This is a genomic window from Methylobacterium sp. TK31 (genome assembly GCF_055361545.1).
Genome location: NZ_CM143964.1, coordinates 2032604 through 2052646, shown reverse-complemented (window position 1 = coordinate 2052646; position 20043 = coordinate 2032604). Strand labels below are relative to the sequence as shown.

The following is a 20043-nucleotide window of genomic DNA, read 5'->3' as shown; positions in this document are numbered from 1 at the left end:
ATGCCGCCCAAGGCCAACATCGGTGCCTTCCGTGACGAACCTCCCCATTTTTGGGACGCCGCCGCACGTGCGCGCGCTTCTCCTCGGCACGCCCCCCTACGCTGGCAGCCTTCAGCGCGACCTCTACTCGGCGCTAGCGTATTTCTACCCGGGCGTCCTCTCCTCCAAGCCGGAGGATCTCCTGCTGCAATGCGGCGGGTCGCGCGTCCTCACCGAGCTCGTCTGGAGCCTGTGGGCAACGTCCGGGCATGCCCTCGACGACATCCATGGTGTCGGCGGGAGGCTGCTCGTCGGACGGATGGCCATCGCCTCGGGCGAGCTCCACCGCCTACTCGATGCCAGAGCGGCCGAGGACATCGAGCTCGACCTGAGCTTCGAAACTGTCGATGCGGTCATCGAGATCCGGGACCGCATCGACGTGCTCCTGTCCCTGGCCGGGGAGTGGCGAGGCGTCTCGCGGATGCCGGCGCTGCTGTGGCGCGAGGCGGGCCGGCAGAACAAGGCCGACCAGGGCGAGATGCTCGCGACGGCGGTCGGCGCGTCCCTCCTGGGGGGCAGGGTCAACCTCAAGCGGAAGGGCAGCGCGTTCGCCACCCCGTTCGCGCAGTGGCGCGACTACGGCCGGGCGATCCTGGCCCGGAACGCCTACGCGCCGAAGTCCGAGGCAACCGCCGCGAAGGGCTCCCCGCTCCAGCGCCTGCAGGCTGCCCGCGCCGAGGCGACCCCGGCTCCCGGTAGCGCGGTGCTGTTCCCGTCGAGCATCCTGGAGGGTGTCGGCAGGTCCGACAATCAGAAGGAGATGAAGCGCATCCTTGAGGACGTCCTGGACAAGGACCTGCCGGGCGTGCCTGTGCCGGCCGACTGGGACGCCTGGGAGCGGACGCTGATCGCCCAGCACCCGAACGGGGCCGCCTTCATCCGCGCCGTGCGCCGGAGCCAGGGCAACCGCGCCTGGTGGGGGCACGCCGTCGTCTGCGCCGACGGGCCGCCCGGGACCGGCAAGTCGGCCATGTGCCGGAGCATCGCCGAACTGTCCGGCCTGCCGATGAAGCGCTTCCAGTGCGAAAACGCCGGGGACAATTCGTACGGGGGCACGCCGATCCGCTGGAACAGCGCCCAGCAGGATTTCGTGACGGCGGGGTTCGTCGAGCACCGGACGCGGTCGTTCGTGGCAGCCCTCGACGAAATCGAGAAGGCAGCCGGGTCGAGGGACTCAAATTCCGGCCGGATGCACGACGTGCTGCACGGCCAGTGGGACCGCGAGACCGCATCGCGCTGGCAGAGCCATTTCCTCTGCCACGAGATCGACCTCACGGGCGTCGTGTTCCTCTGCACGAGCAACGACGCGGCCAGCCTGCCGAGCTCGCTTCGGGACCGGATGACCGTGGTCCGCGTCGAGGAGCCGACGGCGGAGCACCTCGCCGCCCTGGCCCCGCAGGTCGCCTGTGACATCTGCCAGGACATGGGCCTCGATCCGGCATGGGGCGTCCTCGACAGCGATGAATGGAACGCCCTCCGACAGGCGTGGGGCGCGGGCGGCTCGATCCGCCGGCTCCAGCATCTTCTCAGCACGCTCCTCCGGGCTCGCGACGCAGACCCGTCCACCCCCCGCCATTGACCCCGGAGAGAACCATGGGCCTGAACCTTCTCATCCCCGTCGGCTCCCCCATCGTGGAGCTGTTCCTCGACCTCCTGCAGGCCTCAGAGGAGGCCGGCGAGGTCACGCCTCAGGCCGCCTATGTCGGCCGGACGCACCTCTACCGGACCCAGGCCTCCGTCCGGAGCGCACAGGTCTCCCCCGTCGTGGCCGCCGGCATGGCGGCGCAGATCTACGCGCGGGCGAAGGCGGGGTTCGTCGATGCAGCCTGACGACCTCCAAGCGATCCGCGAGCGCACCCGCGCGGCGTGGACGACCCGCCGGGTGTGTGGCCTCGTTGGCATCGCCGCCACCCTACGCATCGAGCGCCTGATCGCCCTCGATAGCGCCGGCCGCATCCCTCGGTCGGACGCCCTGCGGATGGCGAAGGAATGCGAGGCGGTGGCGTTGTGTTTCGCACCGCTTCCCTGGCTGTAGAGGCGTACCGCCACCTCCGCCGGAAGGCCTGGTCTGTCCGCGAGCGGGGACGCGTCGTCCGACACGTTGAAACCCTGGCCCTCGCGGACGCCGCCTTCCGCGTGTCGGCCGCCGGGGTGCGCCGCATCCAGGAGCGCCAGACCCGAGAGGTGGTGGCCACCGTCCGGGGCATCCCTGTCGAATCCGGCGCGATCCCGCCCGGGGCGGTCCAAGTGTGCTTCTGCCCCTATCGGGGGCCCTGCTTCACGCTTGAGGACGGCACGCCGGTGAGCGCGGCCGCCCTCGTGATCCTCGCCGCCGACGGCACGTGCTGGGCGGTCAACCCCACCTGAAAGGTCACCAAGGATGCGAACGCTGATCCTCGCCGCTGCCGCCCTCGTTCCTGTCGCCGCGGTCGCGAGCGACGAGCTTTGGCCGACGTTCGACACCGGCTGGCGCTGGGCCGTCACCGAGGCGGCGCCGGGTGGCCTTCAGCGATACAGCTACGTCGACGCGGAACCGGCGGGCCCGGCGGGCCCGGCCACGTGGAAGGTCCGCGTCGAATGCGGCCTCCAGGATCCTCGCACCGGCCGCGTGGTCCGCCGCGTCGTCGGGACCGGCACTAGCACCCGTGGGAGAGCTCCCGGATTCGGGGGGCGATTCGACCTCACGGACGGCCGGTGCGGGTCGTTCGTCGTCACGCAGGATGCCGCGCGCCCGGAGGCCCTGCGGCTCTACGGCGAGATGGTCGGCGTGGACGAGTGCCCCCGCCGCGGCGCGGGCGACCTGTCGTCCGGCGACTAGGCCGTCGGCGCCGCAGCGCTGGCCCGCGCTTCGGAGACGGCATGGGCTGCGCGCGCATGCTCGGCGGCCTGCAGCTTGACTGCCTGGAGCCCACCCCGACTCCGCCCAATAAGAAGTCGAGTTACGTAAGACCACTGGCCGCATGAGCGAAATGATAAATTAACCAATATCCCGAGTCGGGCTTGCGCCGCCGGCTCGATCAAGCCATTAACTGTTTCACGCTAGGTACCATCAGTCAGCCATTAACCTTGGGGTGTGGTGCCGCGTGCATTTGCCAGAGATATGTCTACTTTCCCTGACGTTCAGCCGAATGGCTGCGTGCAGGAGGTTTGAGTGGACGAAATTTTGAAGATGGAGCTGCTGCGTACAAGCGCGCAGCTGACGGACTGGAAGTTCCGTCGTCTCAGCATAGGGGCACAAGCAAAGTGCATGGCGCAAGCTTTCCGACGCTCCCACGTTGTCGTGGCAATTTATCCGACGCCTGATGGGGCGAGTTTCTGTCACATGCTGCTCAAGGGCACAGCAGCGAAACTTGATGCGGATGTGCAAGAGGCTGCAGACGCCATGGGACTATTCTGCATTCTCAAGCCAACCTGGTTCGCAGTCAGTGTTGAGGATGCCGATACTGCAAGAGCAACGCGTGACGTCTTCGAGCTGGATCAGTACGAGCGCAGGCGCAACAAGAGAGCGGCGCGTGCGACAAGCGAGTTTCGTGAGCAACTGACCCCACGAGGCCGAAACAGATTTGCTCAGACCAAAATCGTCGAGCGCTACACTCAATACGTTCGTTCTGGTCCTCTTACCCTGCGGAAGATCCGGCTCGCGAGAGACGCAGCGTAGATCGACAAGTTCGACAAGTGACCGGGTAATTTTTTCTCGCCCGGTCACAAAAATCAGGCTGAAGATAGATAAATGACGGGCGTCAAACGCTGAACTAGACATACTAATATTATTTGTTTTATCTGTTTAAATCTAATTTACATTATATTATAATATTTGATAAACTTATCTATCGGACGGCATCCAGTTCCCATTCGCATCTTTGTGCATCCTAACAATGCTTGGCGTATTCGTTATCTCTCGCCTTTGATGCTCAATAGACGTCAGCACTCGGCGCTGGTCAGATTCCTGCTTCGCAGAACGTGCCTGCCACTCCGCGTATGCCTTCTCCATGATGGACCGCACGTAAGCTCGGCCGCTTATGAGGCTGCTCCGCGGATTGATAACCCGGTTGTTTAGGATTGGCACGAGGAAGCTACGGCCGAGGTGGAGGGTTACATCTACGGCGAGGCTGCCGTTTAGGAAGCTGGGCTGCTTCGTAGCGACTTGGTGCTCATGCTGCTGACGGGGTAGATCGAAGTTTGCCAGCAATATCCGCAGATTTTTGCGGTACTCGCCACCCAACGCTTCGTCCGCCTTCGATAGGGTCGGGAAGTCTTTGGTGAAATCCTGTTCAAGGAGCCGTTTGGCAGTCACAGCCGTGTGCATTAACGGTAGCTCGACGGCAAGTTGCCAGAACCACCACAGCGCCCTTGCTTCTATCCGTGCATTTTCAGTCGAGAGCAGCGCACCGACTTCAACTTCGGATCCTAGCGCGGAAGGCGCCGCTTCGCTCGCCAATGTGTCGGCGAAAATTTGAGGGGGAGCCGGCGCGAGCGTCGTCTGCGGACTCACACGCTTTTTCGGTTTTGCGAGTGGCATTGCGCCTTCCGCTCGCGCTTTCCTCAACGCCTTACGTCGCTCTTTTTGCGAAGCTCGGAAGCGTCGAACGCAAGCCGCCTCAGCCTGAGCCATGATGTTCAGCGGTGCGTTGTCGGCTGATGCATCAAGGTACTTCTGCAAGTCGGGCTGCTCCATCTCCTCCATGACGAAGTTCCAGAACGACTTATCAGGCCCGTCACGATCAATCGCGTCAAGCAAATGTTTACCGCGGTACTTCCGCGTTTCGTAACCCGATGTCTGTACATTTCCCGAAAGTGCCTCGTGCAAGGCAACGAGCCACCAACACTGCCAGGTGAAGATTTCGGATGTCAGGGCCGCGATCCGGCTACGCTTTGATCCGGACTTTGGCTGAGGCAAGCGCCGTGATGGGATCGCGCTTCCAAGCCTGATCAGCGTCGCGGCTTTTAGCTTAAATTGCGGCGCATCCGGTCGTGCCTGCAAAAAATTCAAATCGTGCGCGCTTACCACCCGAGCTGCGGCCGTTCGCATCTCAGGCGGGCATATGCGAATATTGAGGGTCACGGCGAGGTTACGCCCACGTGCGTCCTTTACCTCCGCGACCTCCACCACTTTGAATGCCGCTACATGCTCTGCAATTTCGGTTAGGGCTGGCTTCAGATACCGGATCCGAAGCGGCCCCATTCTCGCAGGAGGCGGCATGCCAAGAACTTCGCCCAGCTCTGGAACGCCGATCGTAATAGCGAAGGGTGGGGCGTCGGCGGAATAGCGAGCCCTTGCCTCGGCAAGACGCCCCACGATGGCCCGATAGAGTAGCGCCCCGCCCTTGGTCGAGAAGCGGGCAAGTTCGGCAAGGGCGAGGTAGCCGTAGAGACCTTGCCGCAGTAGCGGGGCAACCCATCCCGGCAGCGACACACGGTAGGTATCATCGATGCCTAGTTCCTGTCGCTCACCTCCAAACAGCCTCACAAGGCTGTCCGAGAGCTCTCGCGGCTGCACAAGCCGTCCGCGTCCGCTGATTGCGATAAGGGTAGGTCGAACTGGAATCGCAGGCTCATGCACCTGCGCCGGCAAGCTCCCTGGATGAGCCCCGACAATGAAGCTCACGACCCATTCCCACAATGCAACGTCTCGAGCTGTAAGCCGTGGAACAGCGCAGAGGCGTCGGTCGAGTAGATAGGCGACAGGCCGTGGCACGGCCGGAGCTATTTCAGCGAAGGCCGCAACCGAGGTCGTTGCTGTCGCCAAATCCCCACGTACCAAGGGGACGAATGGCCGCCGTCTTGAGCGGGTTGTCGGTGCGCCGTGCTCTAGGGTGCCAGAAGGAGCGGACATAGGGCTATGACTTGAAGATTTTCACCAGCCTAGGGTACGCTTTGACGGAATAATTTCAAGCTAAATTCCTTGGCGATCAATGGGTTGGACGGCTGGAGGTGGTAGCGGTTGCGCTCACCTAATACTGAACTAGGAGGCGGAGGGCAGTCCCGATGGACGGTTCCGACGGACCGACCGAGGCGATAGGGTTTCCTTCATTAGCATTATCTGACGGAAACACCGTCCGGCAGAAGTTTAAACCCGGAAATTTCCTAGGAGAAAGCCCATACATCCTTCGATATGAGGTGGTGCAAATCTTCATGAATAAAGCGTTTGAGGATGGTCCGGGTCGTCAAGCTAGCGGATCGCTGCACCCTTCGGCTCGTCCAAGCGGCCCGCACCACCGGTAACTCGTCGGCACGGGTGGTGTATCGCTCGGCTCGCTGCTTGACGCCGTTTCTGCAGCGCCGAGACCTTCCCTCCAAGCCGGTTTACGAAGGTCGCTCAACGAACCCTGTCCGTCGTCAGATGATTTGGGACATTCAGCGGTGTTCAGGAGCGGAGGCTCTGATCCATCGGGGGTAAGAGGTTAGGCGGCCTGCGCGTGGTGGCGCAAGCGGCGATCCATCAGGGTCTGGCGCTTGATGCGTTCGCGCTCGGCCAGGATCCCTTCGCCGCGTCCGAAGTAGACGTCGGCGGGCGTGAGATTGCTCAGGCTCTCATGGGCTCGGGCATGGTTGTAGTGTTCGACGAAGTCGTCAACCTGCATCTCCAACTCGCCGGGCAAGTAGGCATGTTCGAGCAGGATGCGGTTCTTGAGCGTCTGATGCCAACGCTCGATCTTGCCCTGCGTTTGAGGATGGCATGGCGCACCGCGGATGTGGGTCATGCCCCGAATGCCGAGCCAGTCAGCCAGGTCGCTGGCGACGTAGCTCGGCCCGTTGTCGGAGAGCAGGCGCGGCGGCTGCATCACCCGCGCCTGATCGAGCCCAGCCGCGCCCAGCGCCAGGTCGAGCGTGGCGGTGACGTCGCTGGCCTGCATCGTCGTGCACAGCTTCCAGGCGACGATGTAGCGTGAGAAGTCGTCCAGGACCGTCGACAGGTAGTACCAGCCCCAGCCAACGACCTTCAGGTAGGTGAAGTCCGTCTGCCAAAGCTGGTTGGGCGCGGTGGTCTTATCGCGGAACTCGTCGGCAGCCTTGATGACGATATAGGCCGGGCTGGTGATCAGGTCCTGAGACTTGAGCAACCGGTAGACGGTCGCTTCCGAGACGAAGTAGCGGCGCTCGTCGGTGAAGCGCACCGCCAGCTCACGCGGACTGAGTTCAGGCTGCTCTAGAGCCAAGGCAACGATCTGCTCGCGGATCTCCGCAGGTAGACGGTTCCAGACCCGGCTCGGCTGCGAAGGATGGTCATTCAACGCCTCGGGGCCGCCGCGCTGGTAGGCGTCGTACCAGCGGTAAAACGTCGAGCGCGTGATGCCGAGCTTGTCCAGGGTGGCGCGCACCGGCAGGTGGGATTGCTCGACCAGCCGGATGATCTCCAGCTTCTCGGGGGCCGGGTACCTCATGCCTCGTCGCCCCCAACCCCGCTCATGCTTTTTTTAAGCAGACGGTTCTCCAAGACGAGATCAGCCACGGCCTCCTTCAGCGCCCCCGCTTCGCGACGGAGATCCCGCACCTCATCCGTCGTTGCCGCGCGAGCCGTGTCGCCGGACAGGCGTTTTTTGCCAGCCTCCAGGAACTCCTTGGACCAGCCGTAGTACATCGAGGCAGCAATCCCCTCGCGCCGGCACAGCTCGGCGATGCTGTCCTCGCCACGCAAGCCTTCCAGCACCACACGGATCTTCTCCTCGGACGAGAACTGCCGACGTGTGGCCCGACGGATGTCCTTGATCACCGCTTCTGCCGGCTTCTTGGCCGGTCCGGATGTCTGCTTCATCTTCGCTCCTCAGGGGCTACGATGAACCAGCCATCCTCCGTTCGTGAAGACCCTCAATCTGTCCCACAGGTGCTGACGTCGGACACGCAAATACAGACATTCGCTCGATAGATATGGCTTGTGGTCTCAGAGCCTTGTCGTCAGGTCCGTCAGCCAAGCCGGCGAAGCGTTCACCAGACCGGTCTCCAGCATCTTGTCGTAACCGAGCACGATGGTCATGCCGGTGACGATGAGGATCAATCCAAGCGCCGCCTTTAGTCCCTTGCCCAGACCCATCATCCGGTCGCGCCAGCGCATCAGCACCTCGCGGGACAGGGTGCCGAGCAGCAATAGCGGGAGGGCGGCGCCGAGGCCGAACAGGAGCATGGTCAGCGCCACGACGCCGAGGTCGCGTCCCTGGGAGGCAAGCAGCGAAGCCGCCCCGAGGGTCGGACCGACGCAGGGGCTCCACACGGCCCCGAGGAGCAGGCCGACGCCGAACTGGCCGAGTAAGCCGTTCGTGGAGAAGCCGCCGAACCGGCTCTCGGTCCAGTTGCTCACCGGACCGGCCGCAACGGCCAGCCGCGTCTGGGCCGCGGGGACCATCAGGACCAGCCCGATCAGGATCAGCACGATGGCCGCGCCGGTCCGGAAGATGCCGGCGTCGAGGCCGATGGCGAAGCCGACGGTCGCCACGAACAGGCCGATGGCCACGAAGGACAGCGCCAGGCCGGCGGCGAGGGCCGCCGGACCGAGCCTGTGCTCCGACGCCGCCGCGCCGAGCACCAGCGGCAGCAACGGCAGCACGCAGGGGGACAGCACCGAGAGGATGCCGGCGAGGAAGGCGAGGCCCAGGCTCGTGACCATGACGGGTCAGATGGCCTTGTCGAGGAGCGACGAGATCGCCTCGGGCTTGGTCTCGCCTGCCGAGCGACCGGTCTCCTTATCGCCCTTCTAGGTGATGAGGGTGCTCTGCATCGTCGCGCCGAACTGCTTGACCACGTCCTTGCGGCTGTCGAAGTCCACGTCGAAGACCTGAAGGTCCTTGAACTTCGGGTCGGCCTCCAACTTCGCCAGGATCGGCTTCTGGGCGGCGCAGGTGGTGCACCACGGGGCGGAGATGTGCACCAGGATCGGCTTGCCGGCCTTCTGGGCGGCCTCGAAGGCGGCGGGCGTGTAGGTCATCTCGGCAGCGCCGGCAGCAGTGCCGAACAGCATGGGGGCGACGGCGAAGGCGGCGAGCAGGATGCGGCGAGTGGTCATGGAGGTTGTTCCCGTGATGGATGGCTGGGGATGGAAGGCGGGGTTCAGTTCGAGACCTGTGTGATGGCCCGGTCGATGTTCACCCGTGCCGACCAGTCTTTGGCGCTGTCCTGGCCCTTAAGATCGATGAGACGGGCGGCGGTGACATCGACGTTCTTGAAGTCGGCCCCGGCGATAGTCGCGCCGGTCAGGTTGGCCCCCGACAGGTCGGAGCCCATCAGGACTACGTCGGTAAGATCAGCGTCGGTGAGGTCGGCGTATTCGAGGCGCGAGCGCCCGAGGTTCGCCCCCTTCAGGTTGGCGCCCTTGAGGTTCACCGAGACGAACACGGCCCGCATCAGCCCCATGGACTGGTTCTTGATGTCGGCCCCGCCCTTGAGGTCGACGAGCGTCGCCCCGGCCATGTTGGCGCCCTTGAAGTCGCCGATGGGCATGGAGCGACTGAGGTCGGCACCGCTGAGGTTGGCGTCCCGGGCGGTGATGCCGAACATCTTGGCGCCGACGAGCTTCGCCCCGCTGAGGTCGGCCTTGATGAACCAGGCCTGCTCCAGGTTCGCCCCGGTCAGGTCGGCGCCGCGCAGGTTGGCCTTGTTGAGGCGTGCGGTTCGCAGGTTCGCCCCCTTGAGGTTCAAGCCGGACAGGTCGAGGCCGGCGAGCGCCTTGTCGGAGAGGTCGACGGGCTTGCCGTCGGCCTTCGCGATCAACACCTCGACGTCCGCCCGGGTCATCTCAGCCTTTGTCATCGCCGCCGAGTTCATGTCGGCGCCCAGGAGCAGGTCCTGCTCGGCATGGGCGGGGGCGGCCAGGAGCACGGAAGCGAGTAGAAGGGGGACGAGGCGGCGCATGGTTTCTCCCGGATCATCTCGCCCGGGTCCATGGAAAGCCTGTGCTTCCCCAAGACGTCGTTTGGGCGGATTTTTGTTCTCTGGAGATGGTGGTACTGGGGTCTGTTCCCACCGTCTGTGACCCAGGTCACCGATGGCTCCGGAATGCGAAGATCCACTGCTTCAACGGGGTATGGCGGCATCGAACGACCGCTGGCCTCCGGGAGGACAACCATGCAGAGCGCCCATCAGGTCGAGCGCTGGATCGAGCGCTTTCCGCTGGTCCGGAGCTTCAGTGCCAGCCATCTCCAGATCGCCCGCGGCACGGTACACTTCCCCGTGCTTGAGGCAGGCGCGATTGCCTACGAGCTTCAGGACGCCTGCGCGAACTACCTGATGTGCATCGACGGGCGGACCCGGGTGTTTCGGATGTCCGAGGGCGGGCGGGAGATGCTGATCTACAAGGTCGGCGCCGGCGGCACCTGCGTGCTCACCACCCAGTGCCTTCTGTCGGGCGGTGGCTTCCCGGCGCAAAGCATCGCGGAAGCCAGGACCGAACTCGCCGCGTTGCCGGCGGACACCTTTCGCCAGCTGATGCGGGAGAGCGACACGTTCCGAGACTTCGTCCTTGATGACTACACGCGGCTCCTGTCCGGCATGTTCGATCTGGTCGAGGAGATCGCCTTCGCGCCCCTGGAGCAGCGCCTCGCTAGGCGGCTGCTCATTGAGGCAGACGCTGATGGCATCATCTGGAAGACGCACCAGCAACTCGCATCGGACGTCGGCAGCGTGCGTGAAGTCATCAGCCGCCTTCTTGGAGAATGGGCGGACATCGGGCTTGTCGAGATCCGCCGAGGCCAGGTGCAGGTGATCGACCGGGCGAGCTTAGCAGCGAGAGGACCGAACTAACCCTACGTCCGCTTGAGGGCGACCAGTGGAACAGACGGAATGACCAAGTCGGGTCGGATGCGGAACGTCTGTTTCCGGACGGAAGGCCAGGGTGCGTCTGCCACTCTTCAAGGTATTGGGGCGATCCAGGCGAAGAGCCCCAGCACCAAGGCGACCAGGATCGAGGCCATCAGGAATGACCGTCCCGCGGCCGTGCGGACCTGGGGCCTGACCTTGCGCCGTGCCGCGCTTCCGCCACCCCACGACTCCATCCGGCGGGCGAGCTTCTCCCCCGGCATCGGCTTACTCGGCGGCCTGGGAAGCGACAGGGTGCGCAGCGACCCGCGCATCCCCCGCCTTGACCTTGGTAGGGGCGACGGTCCCGGCGAAGCGGGCATACAGCGCCGGCAGCACGACCAGCGTCAGCAGGGTCGCCGAGATGAGCCCGCCGATCACCACCGTCGCCAGGGGGCGTTGGATCTCGGCCCCGGTCTCGGTCGCAAGCGCCATCGGCACGAAGCCCAGCGACGCCACCAGGGCGGTCATCGCCACGGGCCGGAGCCGGGTCATGGCGCCTTCGAGGATGGCCTCGCGCTTCGGCCGGCCTTCCGCGATGAGCTGCTTGACGTAGGTCAGCATCACCAGGCCGTTGAGGACGGCCACCCCGGACAGGGCGATGAACCCGACCGCCGCCGGCACCGAGAACGGCATGCCCCGCAGCCACAGCGCGGCGATGCCGCCCGTCAGCGCCAGCGGGACCGCGCTGAACACCAGTAGCGCGTCCCGGGCCGAGTTGAGGGCCGAGAACAGCAGCAGGAAGATCAGGAAGAAGCACACCGGCACGACGACCATCAAGCGCTGGCGGGCCGAGGCCAGGTTCTCGAACTGGCCACCCCAGGTGACGTAGTAGCCGGCCGGGAGGGCGACGCCGGACGTCACCTTGGCCTGCGCCTCCGCGACGAGCGAGCCGATGTCGCGGCCGCGCACGTTGGCGGTGACCACGACCCGTCGGCGCCCGTTCTCGCGCGAGATCTGGTTCGGTCCCTCGGTGACCGAGAAGCTCGCCACCTGCTTCAGCAGCACCGACGAGGCCCGGCCGTTGACCCCGGGGGGCAGGGGGACCGGGATGTTCTCCAGGGCCTCGCGGTCCTCGCGCACCTTGTCGTTCAGGCGCACGACGATGGGAAAGCGCCGGTCGCCCTCGAACACCATGCCGGCCTCGCGGCCGCCAATGGCGGCGCCGATGACGTCCTGGATCGCGGACGTGCTCAGGCCGAGGCGTGCGGCCTCGACCTTGTTGATCCTGATCTCCAGGAACGGCAGGCCGGCGGTCTGCTCGACCTTGACGTCGTCGGCCCCCTCGGTGCTGCGCAGGATCGTCGCGACTTGGTTGGCGGCCTTCAGCATCGGCTCGAACTCCTCGCCGAACACCTTCACCGCGAGGTCGCCGCGGGTGCCGGCCAGGAGCTCGTTGAAGCGAAGCTGGATCGGCTGGGAGAACTCGTAGACGTTGCCGGCGAGGCCCCCGAGCGCCTTCTCGATCTCCTCCTGCAGCGCCGCCTTGGTCAGGCTCGGGTCGGGCCATTCCTCCTGGGGCTTGAGCATGACGAAGGTGTCGGACGAGCTCGGCGGCATCGGGTCCGAGGCGACCTCCGCGGTGCCGGTCTTCGAGAAGACGTAGGCAACCTGCGGGAATCGGCTGATCGCCTGCTCGACCTTCAGCTGCATCGCCTGCGACTGGGTCAGGGAGGTCGAGGGGATGCGCTGGGCGTTGAGCGCGATGCTCTTCTCGTCGAGCTGGGGGATGAACTCCTGCCCCAGCCCCCTGAACAGGAACCCGGCCCCGACGAGCAGCACCAGTGCGACCGCGACGAAGGTCATCGGGATGCGAAGCGCGGCCCCGAGGACGGGGCGGTAGGCGCCCTTGAGCCCGCGGATGAGGACGTTGTCCTTCTCGGTGACCTTGCCCGTGATGACGATGGCGATCATCGCCGGCACGAAGGTGAGCGACAGCACGAATGCCGAGACGAGCGCGATGATGACGGTCAGCGCCATCGGCTCGAACATCTTGCCCTCGACCCCGGTGAAGGTGAGAAGCGGGACGTAGACGAGGATGATGATGGCCTGCCCGTAGAGCGACGGCTTGATCATCTCCTCGGCCGAGGCGCGCACCGTCTCCAGTCGCTCCTCCAGGTCCAGCCGACGCCCGAGTTCGGTCTGCCTCTCGGCGAGGTGGCGCAGGGCGTTCTCGGTGATGATGACGGCCCCGTCGACGATGAGGCCGAAGTCCAGCGCCCCGAGGCTCATCAGGTTGGCGCTGATGCGGCCCTGGACCATGCCGGTCATGGTCATCAGCATCGCCACCGGGATCACGAGCGCGGTGACGATGGCCGCGCGGATGTTGCCGAGCAGCAGGAACAGGACGACGATGACGAGGGCGGCGCCCTCGGCCAGGTTCTTGGCCACCGTCCGGATGGTGGCCTCGACCAGCAGCGTCCGGTTGAGGACCGTCTGGGCCTCGACGCCGGGCGGCAGCGTGCGGCGGATCTCGGTCATGCGGGCGTCGACGGCCGCCGCCACGGTGCGGCTGTTCTCGCCGATCAGCATCAGGGCGGTGCCGATGACGACCTCGCGCCCGTCCTCGCTGCCCGACCCGGTGCGCAGGTCGCGCCCGATCCGGACCTCGGCGATGTCGGAGATGCGCACCGGCACCCCGCCGCGCGTGGTCACCACGACGGATCCGATGTCCTCCATGGTCTCCAGGCGGCCGGCGGCGCGCACGACGTAGCCCTCGCCGTTGTCCTCCAGGTAGCGCGCGCCCTGGTTGGCGTTGTTGGCCTCAAGCGCCCGGCCGATGTCGGCGAACGACAGGTCGAGGGCGGTCAGCTTCATCGGGTCGGGCTGGACATGGTACTGCTTGTCGAAGCCGCCGATGCTGTCGACGCCGGCCACGCCGGGCACCGTCTTGATCTGGGGTCGGATGATCCAGTCCTGGACCGTGCGCAGGTAGGCGGTGCGTTCGAGCTCCGTCGCCAGCCGCTGGCCCTCCGGGGTCAGGTAGCTGCCGTCCGACTGCCAGCCGGCCTTGCCGTCGGGCGAGACCTTGCGCTCCTTCGGCGGCGCGTAGTGCACCGACCACATGTAGATCTCGCCGAGGCCGGTCGAGATCGGGCCCATGTGGGGCTCGGCCCCGGGCGGCAGGGTCGACTTCGCCTCGCCGATGCGCTCGGCCACCTGCTGGCGGGCGAAGTAGATGTCGAGCTTCTCGGAGAAGACGGCGGTGACCTGGGAGAAGCCATTTCGCGATAAGGACCGGGTGTATTCGAGGCCCTTGATCCCGGCGAGCGCAGTCTCGACCGGGTAGGTGACCTGCTTCTCGATATCGACCGGGGAGAGCGACGGCGCCGTGGTGTTGATCTGCACCTGGTTGTTGGTGATGTCCGGCACCGCGTCGATGGGGAGCTTGGTCAGCGAGAACACGCCGAAGCCGGCCGCCAGCAGCGAGAGGAGCACCACGAGCCAGCGCTGGTGGACGGAGAAGTCGAGGATCTTGGAGATCATGGCCGCCTCCCTCAGTGGTCGTGGTCGGCTTCGGCCTTGCCGAGCTCGGCCTTCAGGACGAAGGAATTGGCGACCGCGACCTCGTCGCCGGGGTTCAGGCCGGACAGGATCTCGAAGGCGTCGTCGTCGGCCTTGCCGAGGGTCACGTCCCGGCGCTCGAAGCCCTCGTCGGTGCGTACGAACACCACCTTCTCGCCGCCGATGGTCTGGATCGCGGACTTCGGCAACCGCACCTTCACAGGGTCCCGGGCGATCTCGACCTCGGTGGTCACGAACGTCCCCGGGCGCCAGGCCATGTCCTTGTTCGGCAGGGCGACGATGACCCGGGCCGAGCGGGTCTCGGGGTTGAGGATCGGGCTGACGAACACGACCTTGCCCTCGCCGCGGGAGGCGTCGTCGCCCCCGACGATGGTCACCTTGGCGCCCTCGCGGACCTTCGACAGATCGGTGGTCGGGACGGCGAGCTCGATCCACACAGAGGAGAGATCGGCCACCGTGTAGACATCGGCCGGGTCGCCCTCCTTGCCGACGGCGGTGCCGACGTCGACCTTGCGCCCGACCACCCGGCCCGAGAGCGGCGAACGGAGCTCGTAGCGGCGCAGGCTCGACAGGTTCGGGGTGGTCTCGTCCTTCTTGGCGGAGGTCGCCACCTCGGCCGCGTTCAGCCCCAGGGCCGACAGCTTCTGGCGGGCGAGGTCGACCCGCAGGGTCGCTTCCGAGTAGGCGGCCTTCGCGTTCAGGAACGCCGATTCCGCCGAGATGCGCTTGTCCCAAAGGGCCTGCTGCCGGTCGAAGTTGGTCTTCTCCAGGTCGGCCTTGACCGTTGCGGTGAGGAAGTCGCTCTTGGCCTCGGCGACCTCACGGCTGTCGAGGACGGCCACGACCTCGCCCTTGGCGACCTCCTCCCCGAGGCGCTTGCGCATCTCGGAGACGGTGCCGACGACCCGCACGGGCACCCGCGCGATCCGGTCGGCGTCCTGGGCGATGGTGCCGGGCACGAGGAGGTGGCGCGAGAGGACGCCGGCCTCGACCTTGGCCATCTTGATATCCTGCTCCGCAGCCTGCTCAACGGACATCTTGATCTTGCCCTCGCCCTCCTCGTCGTGGCCGTGCGCCTCGCTCTCGGCGTGCTTGTGGCCTCCGGTCTCCGGCTTGGCTTCACCATCGGCATGCTTGTGCTCGTTGGCGGGCTTGGGCTCGCCCTCGGCATGCTCGTGGCCGTGCTGGCCGTGACCGTGCCCATCGTCGGCTGCGGGCTTGGACATGGCCGCGTTGGTCGGAGGCGCCGCTCGGGCGTTCGTCAGGCCGGCGGCGGCAAGGGCGCCCTGCACGACTTCGGACACGCGGGGGAAGGCACCGCCGATGGCGATGCCGATGGCCAGGAAGGCCACGGAGAGGAATGCACGCATGGAGGAAGGGCCAACTCGCCTGGGACCGGGACGCCGCTCGGGCGGTCTCCACGGTCCGGTTCTGATCACGCTTGATGAGGGGCCGGCATCCGCGAGGATGGACGGCAGGCACGCGCCACGGGGCGTGGCGCTGCGGCCTCAGGCGCGAGGCGGCCTGGGAAGGCGGTCGGGAGAAACCGATCCGATGGGGGTGGTCACGGTCGCATAGGAGGCGCGTGCCGTCGCCCGGGGCGGCAGGGCCGGCGTCCCATCGACGTTCAGGGCTTGGTGGCAGCCGCAATTGGCATGGCAGGCCGGGCAGGTGTCGGCGTGGTCCGACTTGGCGCCATCCGTCGGCGCGGACATCAAGAGTTCGTAGCTGACGGAGTGGTGGGCCTCGGCGGAATGGATCGCGCCGGGGACGACGAGCGCCAGGACCAGGACGAGCGACAGCGCGCGGACGGTGGTCGCCCACCAGCCGCGCATCGTCTCGTAGACCCTGATCCGGGGTTTCGTCGTCATGGTCGCCTTATGAACGATTCAGGGCCACCCGTACATGCCGGGTGGCCCGTGAGGCGGGTCGGCCTCAATCGTCGTCGTGATGGTGGTGATGATGTCGACGCTCATAATAGGCCGGCCGCTCGTCGAAGTGGCGCCGATGGCGGTGGACCACGATGTCGTCATGGTCCCCGTGATGGTAGCGGTCGACGTGCACGTCGCGGCCACGCCTATCGAAGTCGCCGCCGTAATACTGAGCCGACGCGGCTGCGGGCGCGAGGATCAGGGTCGCGGCCACCAAAACCGGAATGCGGATGCGCATGGCTTACTCCCTCAACACGTGATCCCGACAGACTGGCCCCGGTGTCTTGAACGATGCCTGAAGCCGTCGTTCACGGAACCCGGTCCCAGGCCATGGGTGCCGGCCCCCGCGGAACCCCGCGGGGGCCGGAGACGCCGAGTTCAATGACGCTCGATGACCGTGGTCCGGCTGGAGCCCTAGTCGTGATGGTTGTGCTGCTCGTGAACGACCGGGTGGTCGTCGTGGTGATGCTCATGGACGAAATGCTCGTGATGGTCGTCGTGGTGGTCGCCATGGACCGCGACGCCCCCCGGCCCGACATCGACGTGCTGGGCGTAGGCACCCACCGGCGACAGGGCCAGGGCGGCGACGGCGGCGTAGGCGAGGATGTTGCGCTTCATGAGGTTGCTCCTGGAAACATTGTACGGGCAGCAACGCAAAGCCCTCGAAAACCCATCCAATATTATTTGTCGTTCTCGAACGTATCGACGCGCGATGGATACATTGCGGGCGATCAAATCGCGGTTCATGTATTCTTCGGCTTACGGAAGAGGTTCGCCTTCAATCAGGCAATGAACCGTCCACCGCGATCGCATGCTTGAATTCCGGCCGATGGCCGCCCCCTAGAACGATCCCCTCATCGCTGGCCGAGTCATCGCAATCGGCTTGCGTCCGCGCGCCCACCACCCTCGGATGGCGGGCGTCCACGTCGGATCCGCGCGATGCCGGCTGGCCCGGAGAAGGCCGTTCAGACGACATGGGCCGGAGCCAATGGGCATGCCGTTCCCGATCCGGTCTCCACCTGCAGGGTGGTATGGCCGATGCCGAACCGCTCCCTGATGCCGTTCGCCGCGCCCGCCAGGAAGGCGTCGTCGGGATGGCCGCCGGGCATCAGGAGGTGGGACGTGAGGCAGGTCTCGGTGGTGCTCATCGCCCAGACGTGCAGGTCGTGGATGTCCGAGACACCGGGCAGGCCTTCGAGGTGGCTGCGGACGGCTTGCGGGTCGATGCCCGGCGGCACGGCGGCCAGGGACAGCGTGAGGCTGTCCCGCAGGAGTCCCCATGTGCTCCAGACGATGACCGCGACGATGGCGAGGCTGACGATGGGATCGAGCCAGGTCCACCCGGTGTAGAGGATCACGAGGCCTGCGATGACGACGCCGGCCGAGACGGCCGCGTCCGCGGCCATGTGCAGGAACGCGCCGCGGATGTTGATGTCGCCCTTCGCGCCGGAGGCGAAGAGCCAGGCGGTGATGCCGTTCACGAGGATGCCGAGTACGGCCACCACCATCACGGTCTTGCCCGCGACCGGGGCGGGTTCGCCGAAGCGTTGGACGGCTTCCCAGGCGATGGCGCCGACGGCGACCAGCAGGAATACCGCGTTGAACAGGGCGGCCAGGATCGACGAGCCCTTCATCCCGTAGGTGTAGCGGGCGCTCGGCGCGCGCTTGGCCAGGACCGTCGCGATCCACGCCACGACGAGACCGAGCACGTCCGAGAGGTTGTGGCCGGCGTCCGCCAGCAGGGCCACCGAGTTCGCGAGGATACCGTAGGTGGCCTCGACGGCGACGAACCCGACGTTGAGCGCGATCCCGATTGCGAACGCCTTGCCGAAGGTGGCGGGCGCGTGGGCGTGCCCGGGGCCATGGGCGTGCCCCGCATGGTCGTGGTCGGAGTGGTCATGCCCACCATGGTCATGCCCGCCATGGTCGTGGCCGGCGGCTTGATCGTGCGCTGTCATGTGCGTCCTATGTCGGCGGGCCGGGGGGCCTTGATGGGGTTACTCGGCGGGTGCGGGGCGGATCGCGACCGAGCCCTCGCGATGTTCGGCCCAGGCCTGCCGCAGGATCTGGACGGACGAGGTCAGGAAGATGCCGGCCATGACCGCCGCCACGGCGAGGTCGGGCCAGGCGGACGAGGAACCCCAGACGCCGATCGCGGCAACCATCACGACGAAGTTGCCGATGGCATCGTTGCGGGAGCACAGCCAGACCGAGCGCACGTTGGCGTCGCCGTCCTTGTAGCGTCGCAGCAGGAGGACCGATCCGAGGTTCGCGGCGAGCGCCATGACGCCGATGACGCCCATAACCTCGGCCTTCGGGACGCCGAGGACCATCGTCTGGTAGACGGTCGAGCCGAACACCCAGAGCGCCATCAGGAACAGCGACAGCCCCTTGAACAGGGCCGCTTTCGAGCGGACGGCCAGGGATGCCCCGATGACCGCGAGGCTGAGGCCGTAGGTCACGGTGTCGGCGAGGAAGTCGAGGGCGTCGGCCTTGAGCGCCTGGGAGCCGGCGAGTTGGCCGGCCGCCATCTCGGTCACGAACATCGCGCCGTTGATGCCGATGACGGTCCAGAGGACGGCCTTGTAGCGCGGATCGACCCCGTCGAAGACCGGGACGCTGCCCGAGCAGCAGGAGCCGCCGGCGTGGTCTTGCGCCTGCGTATGCGCCGGGGTTCCGGGGAGCACGAGCTCCTGGGGTGAACAGCAGGCGTCGGCCTTGGTCGCTGCGCAGCAATGCTCGCTCATGATGTCTCCTTCCACAGGGTCGAGAAGGAGCCTACAACCTCTAGCGGCTAGAGGGTCAAGCGGGTAATCATGGACATCACAATCGGCGAGCTTTCGCGTCGGACCGGCGTGAAGGTGCCCACCATCCGCTACTACGAGCAGGTCGGCTTGATGCCCGTGCCTCCGCGAACGGCGGGGTGGCAGCGCCGCTACGGCGAAGGCGATGTCGCGCGGTTGAACTTCATTCGCCACTCCCGGGAACTCGGCTTCGAGGTCGATGCCATCCGGGAGTTGCTGACCATGAACGCGCAACCCGACCGGTCGTGCACCGACGTCGACCTGATCGCCCGGCGTCATCTCGCCGAGGTCGACCGGAGGATCGAGCGGCTCATGGCGCTTCGGGGCGAACTAGACCGCATGATCTCGGAATGCGGCCAGGGTCGCGTCGGTGAATGCCGCGTGATCGAGACGTTGTCGGACCACGCGCGATGCGCAGGGGAACACCGCCCGGAGCTGAAAGGGCCGCCCTCATGATAAGGGCGGCCCATTTACCCCAGGGTGATGCCGCGCGGAGCCTTGGAGCCAAAATGGAATTTCTGGTTTGGCGACCGTCGAAAGGACTCGGCCCGCGGCTGCGACCGTGTTACCTCTTGGGTAACGACGTGCGGAGCATTACCTTGCGGGTAACGGATTGGTGTGATGCAGATCCGTTTCCGGTCTAGGCGTCTGGAGAAGGATCTGTCGGACCCGAAGGCCATGGCGAAGGCCTACGGCGACAGGGCGAAACCGATCCAGAGGCGACTGGACGTCCTAAGGCTGGCGGCCTGCCTTGCCGACGTGTCTACGGGACCACCCGACCGCCGGCATCCGCTGGGTGGTAACCGGAACGGCCAACTCTCGGTCACGATCAAGGACAACTGGCGTATCGTTTTCGTGCCCGACCATGACCCGGTGCCATGCCTGCCCGACGGCGGTCTCGACACCGGTCAGGTCACGGCGGTCGAGATCATCGAAATCGTCGATTACCACGGCAATTGAAC

General features: G+C 66.0%; 20 protein-coding genes and 1 pseudogene. 9 read left to right on the top strand and 12 right to left on the bottom strand.

Going from position 1 to position 20043, the window contains the following annotated elements:
• Nucleotides 1–31 precede the first annotated feature (31 nt).
• The 6 genes from ACXJY8_RS09390 to ACXJY8_RS09365 all read left to right on the top strand — a co-directional run bounded on the left by ACXJY8_RS09390 (nucleotide 32) and on the right by ACXJY8_RS09365 (nucleotide 3697).
• Complete coding sequence (locus ACXJY8_RS09390; protein WP_463779167.1) at nucleotides 32–1618, top strand: AAA family ATPase; 1587 nt, start codon at nucleotides 32–34, stop codon at nucleotides 1616–1618.
• A 14-nt stretch (nucleotides 1619–1632) separates the two neighbouring features.
• A complete protein-coding gene (locus ACXJY8_RS09385; protein WP_463779163.1) occupies nucleotides 1633–1869 on the top strand; it encodes a hypothetical protein in 237 nt (78 codons plus the stop codon).
• A complete protein-coding gene (locus tag ACXJY8_RS09380) occupies nucleotides 1859–2074 on the top strand; it encodes a hypothetical protein (protein WP_463779161.1) in 216 nt (71 codons plus the stop codon). The genes ACXJY8_RS09385 and ACXJY8_RS09380 overlap by 11 nt, the downstream gene beginning before the upstream one ends.
• The gene (locus ACXJY8_RS09375) at nucleotides 2029–2406 is read left to right on the top strand and encodes a L5-gp82 domain-containing phage-derived protein (protein ID WP_463779158.1); all 378 of its coding nucleotides are present in this window, start codon (nucleotides 2029–2031) and stop codon (nucleotides 2404–2406) included. Before ACXJY8_RS09380 ends, ACXJY8_RS09375 begins: the two co-directional genes overlap by 46 nt.
• 13 nt (nucleotides 2407–2419) lie before the next feature.
• Entirely contained in the window at nucleotides 2420–2857 is a 438-nt protein-coding gene (locus ACXJY8_RS09370; RefSeq protein WP_463779154.1) for a hypothetical protein, read from the top strand.
• A gap of 333 nt (nucleotides 2858–3190) precedes the next feature.
• Nucleotides 3191–3697 carry a hypothetical protein gene (locus tag ACXJY8_RS09365; protein ID WP_463779152.1) on the top strand — a complete coding sequence of 169 codons (507 nt, stop codon included), beginning with the start codon at nucleotides 3191–3193 and terminating at the stop codon, nucleotides 3695–3697.
• Between the two features lie 165 nt (nucleotides 3698–3862).
• Here the strand turns inward: ACXJY8_RS09365 and ACXJY8_RS09360 are convergent, their stop codons facing one another.
• The 5 genes and pseudogenes from ACXJY8_RS09360 to ACXJY8_RS09340 form a co-directional block, all read right to left on the bottom strand.
• Nucleotides 3863–5644: a hypothetical protein gene (locus tag ACXJY8_RS09360; RefSeq protein ID WP_463779151.1), complete on the bottom strand. Its 1782-nt coding sequence runs from the start codon at nucleotides 5642–5644 to the stop codon at nucleotides 3863–3865.
• Nucleotides 5645–6440: 796 nt separating this feature from the next.
• Nucleotides 6441–7792 (bottom strand): IS3 family transposase gene (locus ACXJY8_RS09355; RefSeq protein WP_463779149.1). Its coding sequence is split into 2 segments (ribosomal slippage): nucleotides 6441–7456 and nucleotides 7456–7792, totalling 1353 coding nucleotides; the frame shifts between segments, so codons are not numbered across the junction.
• Nucleotides 7793–7918: 126 nt separating this feature from the next.
• Entirely contained in the window at nucleotides 7919–8638 is a 720-nt protein-coding gene (locus ACXJY8_RS09350) for a cytochrome c biogenesis CcdA family protein (protein ID WP_463779148.1), read from the bottom strand.
• 6 nt (nucleotides 8639–8644) lie between these two features.
• Nucleotides 8645–9034 (bottom strand): annotated as a pseudogene (locus ACXJY8_RS09345) (thioredoxin family protein).
• A gap of 44 nt (nucleotides 9035–9078) precedes the next feature.
• A complete protein-coding gene (locus ACXJY8_RS09340; protein ID WP_463779146.1) occupies nucleotides 9079–9879 on the bottom strand; it encodes a pentapeptide repeat-containing protein in 801 nt (266 codons plus the stop codon).
• 213 nt (nucleotides 9880–10092) lie between these two features.
• On the opposite strand from ACXJY8_RS09340, the gene ACXJY8_RS09335 reads away from it, so the two are divergent.
• On the top strand, nucleotides 10093–10767 hold the full coding sequence (locus ACXJY8_RS09335) for a Crp/Fnr family transcriptional regulator (protein WP_463779142.1): 675 nt from the start codon (nucleotides 10093–10095) through the stop codon (nucleotides 10765–10767).
• A 282-nt stretch (nucleotides 10768–11049) separates the two neighbouring features.
• Here ACXJY8_RS09335 and ACXJY8_RS09330 read toward each other — a convergent pair whose 3' ends face one another.
• The 7 genes from ACXJY8_RS09330 to ACXJY8_RS09300 form a co-directional block, all read right to left on the bottom strand.
• On the bottom strand, nucleotides 11050–14307 hold the full coding sequence (locus ACXJY8_RS09330) for an efflux RND transporter permease subunit (RefSeq protein ID WP_463779139.1): 3258 nt from the start codon (nucleotides 14305–14307) through the stop codon (nucleotides 11050–11052).
• An 11-nt stretch (nucleotides 14308–14318) separates the two neighbouring features.
• A complete protein-coding gene (locus tag ACXJY8_RS09325) occupies nucleotides 14319–15716 on the bottom strand; it encodes an efflux RND transporter periplasmic adaptor subunit (protein ID WP_463779136.1) in 1398 nt (465 codons plus the stop codon).
• Nucleotides 15717–15854: 138 nt separating this feature from the next.
• Entirely contained in the window at nucleotides 15855–16217 is a 363-nt protein-coding gene (locus ACXJY8_RS09320) for a hypothetical protein (RefSeq protein WP_463779133.1), read from the bottom strand.
• A 64-nt stretch (nucleotides 16218–16281) separates the two neighbouring features.
• Nucleotides 16282–16515, bottom strand: coding sequence for a hypothetical protein (locus ACXJY8_RS09315; protein WP_463779131.1), 234 nt, complete (start codon nucleotides 16513–16515; stop codon nucleotides 16282–16284).
• A 176-nt stretch (nucleotides 16516–16691) separates the two neighbouring features.
• A complete protein-coding gene (locus ACXJY8_RS09310; protein WP_463779129.1) occupies nucleotides 16692–16895 on the bottom strand; it encodes a hypothetical protein in 204 nt (67 codons plus the stop codon).
• 347 nt (nucleotides 16896–17242) lie between these two features.
• The gene (locus ACXJY8_RS09305; protein ID WP_463779126.1) at nucleotides 17243–18235 is read right to left on the bottom strand and encodes a cation diffusion facilitator family transporter; all 993 of its coding nucleotides are present in this window, start codon (nucleotides 18233–18235) and stop codon (nucleotides 17243–17245) included.
• A 39-nt stretch (nucleotides 18236–18274) separates the two neighbouring features.
• Nucleotides 18275–19024, bottom strand: coding sequence for a cation efflux transmembrane domain-containing protein (locus tag ACXJY8_RS09300; protein ID WP_463779124.1), 750 nt, complete (start codon nucleotides 19022–19024; stop codon nucleotides 18275–18277).
• 69 nt (nucleotides 19025–19093) lie between these two features.
• Between ACXJY8_RS09300 and ACXJY8_RS09295 the strand changes: the two genes are divergently transcribed.
• Nucleotides 19094–19537 (top strand): MerR family transcriptional regulator, encoded by a 444-nt coding sequence (locus ACXJY8_RS09295; protein WP_463779120.1) that lies wholly within the window; start codon nucleotides 19094–19096, stop codon nucleotides 19535–19537.
• A 165-nt stretch (nucleotides 19538–19702) separates the two neighbouring features.
• Nucleotides 19703–20041, top strand: coding sequence for a type II toxin-antitoxin system RelE/ParE family toxin (locus ACXJY8_RS09290; protein ID WP_463779118.1), 339 nt, complete (start codon nucleotides 19703–19705; stop codon nucleotides 20039–20041).
• Nucleotides 20042–20043: the final 2 nt, after the last annotated feature.